General features: G+C 39.9%; 7 protein-coding genes and 1 pseudogene. 7 read left to right on the plus strand and 1 reads right to left on the minus strand.

All coding sequences use genetic code 11. The annotated features are described in order from the left end of the window. From Q0J48_RS06080 to Q0J48_RS06110, 7 genes are all read left to right on the plus strand, one after another. A partial coding sequence (locus Q0J48_RS06080) for an alpha/beta hydrolase-fold protein (protein ID WP_366937068.1) occupies positions 1 to 773 on the plus strand: 773 nt, incomplete at its 5' end. 20 nt (positions 774 to 793) lie between these two features. Continuing rightward, positions 794 to 1267 (plus strand): DUF4358 domain-containing protein, encoded by a 474-nt coding sequence (locus tag Q0J48_RS06085; RefSeq protein WP_183376577.1) that lies wholly within the window; start codon positions 794 to 796, stop codon positions 1265 to 1267. Between the two features lie 10 nt (positions 1268 to 1277). Then, positions 1278 to 2636: an MBOAT family protein gene (locus Q0J48_RS06090; RefSeq protein WP_204686426.1), complete on the plus strand. Its 1359-nt coding sequence runs from the start codon at positions 1278 to 1280 to the stop codon at positions 2634 to 2636. Positions 2637 to 2648: 12 nt separating this feature from the next. Next, the gene (locus Q0J48_RS06095) at positions 2649 to 3794 is read left to right on the plus strand and encodes a DHHW family protein (protein WP_296242528.1); all 1146 of its coding nucleotides are present in this window, start codon (positions 2649 to 2651) and stop codon (positions 3792 to 3794) included. A 71-nt stretch (positions 3795 to 3865) separates the two neighbouring features. Beyond that, a complete protein-coding gene (locus Q0J48_RS06100; RefSeq protein ID WP_296242530.1) occupies positions 3866 to 5233 on the plus strand; it encodes an MATE family efflux transporter in 1368 nt (455 codons plus the stop codon). Beyond that, the gene (locus Q0J48_RS06105) at positions 5220 to 5762 is read left to right on the plus strand and encodes a DapH/DapD/GlmU-related protein (protein ID WP_296242533.1); all 543 of its coding nucleotides are present in this window, start codon (positions 5220 to 5222) and stop codon (positions 5760 to 5762) included. The genes Q0J48_RS06100 and Q0J48_RS06105 overlap by 14 nt, the downstream gene beginning before the upstream one ends. A 7-nt stretch (positions 5763 to 5769) precedes the next feature. Further along, positions 5770 to 6471 carry an HAD family hydrolase gene (locus Q0J48_RS06110; RefSeq protein ID WP_183376587.1) on the plus strand — a complete coding sequence of 234 codons (702 nt, stop codon included), beginning with the start codon at positions 5770 to 5772 and terminating at the stop codon, positions 6469 to 6471. Between the two features lie 30 nt (positions 6472 to 6501). On the opposite strand, the pseudogene Q0J48_RS06115 reads toward Q0J48_RS06110, so the two are convergent. Continuing rightward, positions 6502 to 6690: pseudogene (locus Q0J48_RS06115) on the minus strand (aspartate--ammonia ligase); the annotation flags it as partial.

Here is a 6690-nt window from a genome sequence, read left to right on the forward strand (position 1 = left end):
AAAGAGGTGGTTTTGTGATTCAAAAAGTACAGGTGGAAATTGCACCATTATATACACAACGAAAGCTTCATATTTATTTGCCAAATAATTATTATGAGAGTCAAGAGCGTTATCCGGTGATGTATATGTTCGACGGACATAATCTCTTTGATGATCGAGATGCGACCTATGGAAAATCTTGGGGATTGCAAAAATTTTTAGATCAATATGATAAACCATTTATTTTGATTGGCTTAGAATGTAATCATGAAGGCAATGAACGCCTCAATGAATTCAGTCCATATACTTTCTCAACCCCAGGTTTGGGCAATATCTATGGAAAAGGTGATCTTTTGATGCGATGGATGGCTGAAGAGTTAAAAACTTGGGTAGACCAGCGATATCGCACATATCCGAATCGTGAATGTACCGGACTAGGCGGCAGCAGTATGGGTGGGCTGATGGCTCTTTATGGCGTGATTCGATATAATTCGTTTTTTTCAAAAGCGGCTTGTTTATCGCCGACTGTATTTGGATGCTATGATCTATTGATGGCGGATCTTAAAAAATCAGATATTAGTCCAGATACTCGTGTTTATATGAGCTTGGGGTCGGAAGAAATATCCAAGGATTTTTTCTTGAAGCAACTGCAAGCTTATGATCAGTCTTTTGTGGATGCTCTGAATGATCGTCAAGCATCGGCAGTCTTTCATCTGGTCCATGGAGGAGGTCACAATGAGGCCAGCTGGGAGAAAGAGAATCGCATTTACTTTGATTATTTGTGGAGAAGATAGTATTAAGGGGGAGAGAAAACGTGCGTATAGGGTTGAGAGTGTCTAAGGCAGTGATCTTGATCGTCTTGATAGTGTTGATGGCTGTCGTGTTTAGCGGGCCAAAGGAAAGCCGGGAGACTTTTGAAACGGTTTTGTCAAAAACACAAGAAGGATTAGATCTTTCATCTATGCCAGGGCAAGATAATCAGAAAATCCGTGAGATCTTTGGATTGGATCCGGAATCTTTTTCTGCAATCGCATATTTCAAGATTGATGATGTGATGCAGGCTAATGAATACATGTTGGTCCAGTTTAATGACAAGAGCCAAAGTAAGGCCTTTGAGGATGCTGTCCAGAAGCGGATCGATGAGCAGATCAATCTTTATGAAGGGTATGCTCCAGACGAAGTCCAGCTTTTAGATGATGCGATCATCGATGTGCAGGCAAACTATGCTTTGTATGTTGTCGATGACCAAGCCGCTCAGATTCATGAGCAGTTCTTAAGTAGTTTGTAGGAGGATGAGTATGGTATTTAATAGTTTGATATTCATCTTTTGCTTTTTGCCAATAACTTGGATCTTGACTAGAATCGTGCCGACAACATTTTTGAAAAATCTTGTCTTATTTATTTTTAGTCTTCTGTTTTATTCTTGGAACGATCCTTTTTATGTGTTGCTTTTATTGATCAGCATTGCCTGGAATTATTTAACTGGTCTTGAATTAGAGAAAGAAACAGGAAAAACGAGAAAAATTGTTTTTTGGAGTGCGATCGCATTCAATCTCTTTATTTTAGGAGCTTTTAAATACACAAATTTCTTATTAGGGATCTTCGGCTTAGAAGGTTTTGATTTCGCATTGCCGGTCGGATTGTCGTTTTTTACCTTTAGTGCGATTTCTTATTTGGCCGATGTCTATAAAAATGATGTGCCGGCACAAAAGAATCCTCTGTCATTAGGGTTATACATTGCGTTTTTTGGCAAGATCAGCAGCGGTCCCATTGCCTTTTACCGTGATATGGAACCGCAGTTTCAAAATCATCCGATGAATTTTACTCTCTTTTGTGAGGGGCTGACTTTATTTACTAAAGGATTGATTAAAAAAGCGCTTTTTGCGGATTCGTTTGCTTTGGTTTTTTCTTCATTGGCAACAAACACCAGTATGGCAGGGGCGTGGCTTTATGCGTTGAGCTATATGATGCAGATCTATTTTGATTTCAGCGGCTACAGTGATATGGCAATAGGGGTATCTAATATGTTTGGATTTAAACTCAAAATTAACTTTGATCATCCTTATTCCGCAAAGAGTATTCAAGATTTTTGGAGACGTTGGCATATCAGCTTATCCACTTGGTTTCGAGATTATGTGTATATCCCGTTAGGAGGAAATCGTCACGACTATGTACGTAATATTTTGATTGTGTGGTTTTTGACGGGACTTTGGCATGGAGCCAACTGGACATTCATTCTTTGGGGATTGTATTATGGCGGACTGATTCTGTTGGAGAAGTTTGTGTTATCTGCGTATCTAGATAAACTTCCAATGGCCATACGGCGCATTTATACTTTTGTATTGGTATTGTTTGGCTGGGTGTTCTTCTTTAGTGACAGTATTCTATCGGCTTTCGGAACGTTTGGACATATGTTTAATTTTATGAACATATGCGATTCTCAAGCGCTGTTTGTCCTTGTGGGCCATATTCCGTTATTTGTTCTTGGATTCTTGTTGACGGGAGAATTATTTGATAAGGTTGAGCAGTTCTGCTTTCAAAAAGGATTCCGATATGACAAGATCGTATATACTTCTTTGTATTTGATCGGATTTCTGATCAGTGTTGCCTTTGTTGTGGGAAGTACATATCAGAGCTTTTTGTACTTTGCGTTTTAAGGGGGATTCAATATGAAAAAATCAAAAGGAATGATTGCGAAAATGTTGAGTCCGATTTTGGTAGTGGTCATTGTGATTACGGGGATCGTAAATTTGATTTTGCCAGATCGTTCGACTTCACCGATGGAGAATCGAAGTCTTCAGGCTTTCCCTTCTATGAATTGGAGCTCTTTTCAGAATGGAGATGTTTTTAGAGAATTGAATTCCTGGTATTCGGATCAATTCTTAGGTCGAGAGAAGCTGATCCAGCTGAAATACCTTGTCAACAAAATGGCAGGTACAAATAAGATCGACGATGTCTTCTTAGGAAAAGGAACCTTGATTGAAGATGTCAGTTCAGTAAATCAAGAACAAAAAGAAAGAAACTTGCAGGCAATTAATGCGTTTTGCACATCTTATGAAATTCCGTCTTATTTTATGATTGCTCCTAATGCGGTGAGTGTACAAAGCGATCGGTTGCCGGCATTTTCGACACCTTTAGATCAGAATCAACAGATTGATGAGTATTATGATGGACTGGATTCGTCGATCCAGCGCATTGATGTTCGTTCGACCTTGGAAGAGCATAAAGATGAATATTTGTATTACAAGACTGATCATCATTGGACTTCTCTAGGGGCATTCTATAGCTTTCAGGCAATGGCTTCTGCCATGGGGTTAGGAGATGTTTCGAAGGAAGATTATGATATTTATCCAGTTTCAGATGATTTTGAGGGAACGTTGGCAGGAAAGACTGGAAGTGTTTTTTTAAAAGATCAAATTGACATCTATGTTCCTAAAAATAACAGCGAATATATCGTAAGTGATTTAACGAACGTGACGACTTCTCGTTCCATTTATTCTCGTGAGGCCTTGGATACGCGTGATCAATATACTGTATTTATGGGTGGAAATGCCGGAAGGATCACGATTGAAATGGATAACGATAGTTCGCGGCACCTTTTATTGATCAAAGACTCCTATGCGAATGCGATGATACAGTTTTTGATTCCCTATTATCGGACAATCGATATCATCGATCCCCGGTATTATTTCGAAGATGTTTCCAGACTGGTTAATTCACAGATGATCACAGATATTTTATTCCTTTATAATTCCAATACTTTGATGCAAGATACATCGATAGCTGATTGTCTGGTGATGCCAACACAAGAATAGGAAGTAAAAAGTTACAGAAATGTGACTTTTTCTTTTTCCCAAACGCAGTTATAATACGAGCTGGAGGAATTATGAAAAAAACGAGACAAGTTGACATGGTGCAAGGACCGTTGTTGCCAAATCTGATTCTATTTTCGGTTCCGGTTGTGTTGTCTGGAGTGCTGCAGCTGTTGTTCAACGCAGCAGATGTTATCGTAGTAGGCCGATTTACTGGAAAGGAAGCTTTGGCAGCTGTTGGATCTACATCGAGTTTAATCAATTTGTTGATTAACTTGTTTTTGGGTATATCTGTAGGGGCCAATGTTTTGGTCGGTCAGTACATCGGCGCAAAGGATCGGGAAAACTGCCAAAAAACGGTACATACGGGAATTATGTTTGCGTTTTTTGGGGGTTTGTTTGTGGGGATTTTTGGCTTTTTAGCGGCCGGTACATTATTGACCATGATGGCGACGCCTGCCAATGTATTGCCCTTGTCGACGACTTATATGCAAATCTACTTTATAGGATTGCCGGCACTTTTGGTTTATGATTTTGGGGCGGCTTTGCTGAGGGCTGTCGGGGATACACGAAGACCATTATATTTTTTGGTGATCTCGGGAATCATAAATGTTGTTTTGAATCTATATTTTGTTATTGTGTGGGAAATGGGAGTGGCCGGCGTAGCTTTGGCAACGATCATTTCGGAAGGAGTGAGTGCAGTATTGATCTTACTGTGCTTGAGCCGGCAAGAGGGCATGATCCGGCTTTCTCGAAAATATCTTCATTTTTCATTGGACAAAGGAATTCGTATGGTCAAGTTGGGGGTTCCTGCAGGAGTTCAAGGAATGTTGTTTAGCATTTCCAATGTTCTGATTCAATCTTCGGTCAACGGATTTGGCGCCACTGTGATGGCGGGAAACACCGCGAGTTTGAATATCGAGAATTTTGTTTATATATCGATGAATGGAATCTATCAGACTGCGCTGAGCTTTACGTCCCAAAATATGGGGGCTGGTCAATATAAGCGAATCGATAAGATCTTGTTAGAGTGTCTAGGCATTGTATCTTTGATCGGGATCGTGCTGGGAGTCGGAGCCTATGTCTTTGGAAATTCGCTTTTACATATCTATTCCACAGATCCGCAAGTAATCAAAATTGGTCTTTTACGGTTGTCGATTATTTGCACACCATATTTTCTTTGCGGTATTATGGATGTATTGGTTGGCTGTCTTAGAGGAATGGGTTATTCTTTGATGCCGATGATCGTTTCTTTGATTGGGGTCTGTTTATTTCGTGTTATCTGGATCTTCACAATTTTCCAGATTCATAGAGAATTATTTGTTTTGTATATTTCGTATCCAATTTCATGGATTATGACGATCGTGGTAGATATCTGTTGTTATAGAATTGTTCGAAAACGAATATCCGAAAAGAGGGTGATGGAAAATGCAGCGGTTTGATTTAAGGATTTCGGATGCACAGCGAAAACAAGAAGGGAATCGAACGGAAGCTTTGGTTTTTCGACTGAATGGAACAGATCCGTCTTCACAAGAATATAAAGAATTGTTGAATGAGCTCTTTGTCAATGGAATTCCGGAAGGGACAAAGATCCATACGCCTATTTACATTAATCTTGCCAAGAACATAACTTTTGGGAAACGCGTTTCTGTCATGCCGTATTTTAAATGCATGAGCGCAGGGAAAATCGTTATCGAAGATGATGTGCGGATTGCGATGGATGTAAAAATTATTACGAATAATCATGATTTTTATGAACGAGATGTTCTGACAATCGAAGATGTGCATATTCAAAAGAATGCTTGGATCGGAGCAGGAGCGACGATTCTTCCTGGGGTTACGATCGGAAGAAATGCGATTGTAGGAGCTGGAAGCGTGGTAACTCATGATGTTTTGCCAAATACAGTTGTTGTCGGGAACCCGGCGAGAGTGATTCAGACTTTGGATCCGGATCAATTTGAGAAAGAATGAGGATGTTATGGAATATCAGGCAATATTATTTGATTTGGATGGTACGCTTTTACCAATGGATCAGGAGGTGTTCGTAAAAGCATATTTCGGACTTTTAGTAAAAAAAGTGGCTCCTTTAGGGTATGATCCTGAAAAATTAGTGGATTCGATATGGAAAGGGACTTATGCCATGATTCAAAACGATGGTTCCTGTATCAATTATGATCGGTTTTGGGAAGTGTTTGAATCGATTTATGGAAAGGAAAAACTCCAGGATCGACCCATCTTTGATTCGTTTTATGAAAATGAATTTCAACAAGCTAAACAAGCTTGCGGGTTTTCTTCCTGGGCTAAAAAGATTGTGGATCTTTGCCTAGATAGAGGCCCTTGTATTTTGGCGACAAATCCCATCTTTCCACAAGTGGCTACGCATTCCCGGATTCGATGGGCGGGATTAGATCCCGATGATTTTGAATTTATTACGACTTATGAAAATTCTATGACATGTAAACCTAATCCTCAGTATTACCGGGAGATCACTGGCCGCCTTGGGTTAGATCCGGCGCGCTGCTTGATGATTGGTAACGATGTAGCAGAAGATATGATAGCTAAGACATTAGGCATGGATACTTTTTTGGTTACAGATTGTTTGATCAATTCAAAAAATGAGGATCTTTCAGGATATCGAAGAGGCACTTTGCAGGAATTGTACGGATGGCTAATGGATTAGAAAGCAAAAAAGGTGGGAAACCACCTTTTTTTATAAGATTTGTATGTTGTTTTCATAACAAGTCCTGATCATTTCTTCTGGCCAGATGCTGGCTTGGACTTCTCCAATGTGTGCCTTTTTTAACAACAACATGCACAATCGGGATTGGCCGATTCCGCCTCCGATCGTGTAAGGCAACTTTCGGTCTACGATTGCTTTATGGAAAGGGTATTGGAGCCG

It is taken from the genome of uncultured Faecalicoccus sp. (genome assembly GCF_944325745.1).
Lineage (GTDB): Bacteria > Bacillota_I > Bacilli_A > Erysipelotrichales > Erysipelotrichaceae > Faecalicoccus.

What these genes read in the sequence shown, in the direction of transcription:
- Q0J48_RS06090 (WP_204686426.1), top strand. Translation starts at nt 1,278, where the DNA reads ATGGTATTTAATAGTTTGATATTCATCTTTTGCTTTTTGCCAATAACT.
- Q0J48_RS06095 (WP_296242528.1), top strand. Translation starts at nt 2,649, where the DNA reads ATGAAAAAATCAAAAGGAATGATTGCGAAAATGTTGAGTCCGATTTTG.
- Q0J48_RS06100 (WP_296242530.1), top strand. Translation starts at nt 3,866, where the DNA reads ATGAAAAAAACGAGACAAGTTGACATGGTGCAAGGACCGTTGTTGCCA.
- Q0J48_RS06105 (WP_296242533.1), top strand. Translation starts at nt 5,220, where the DNA reads ATGCAGCGGTTTGATTTAAGGATTTCGGATGCACAGCGAAAACAAGAA.
- Q0J48_RS06110 (WP_183376587.1), top strand. Translation starts at nt 5,770, where the DNA reads ATGGAATATCAGGCAATATTATTTGATTTGGATGGTACGCTTTTACCA.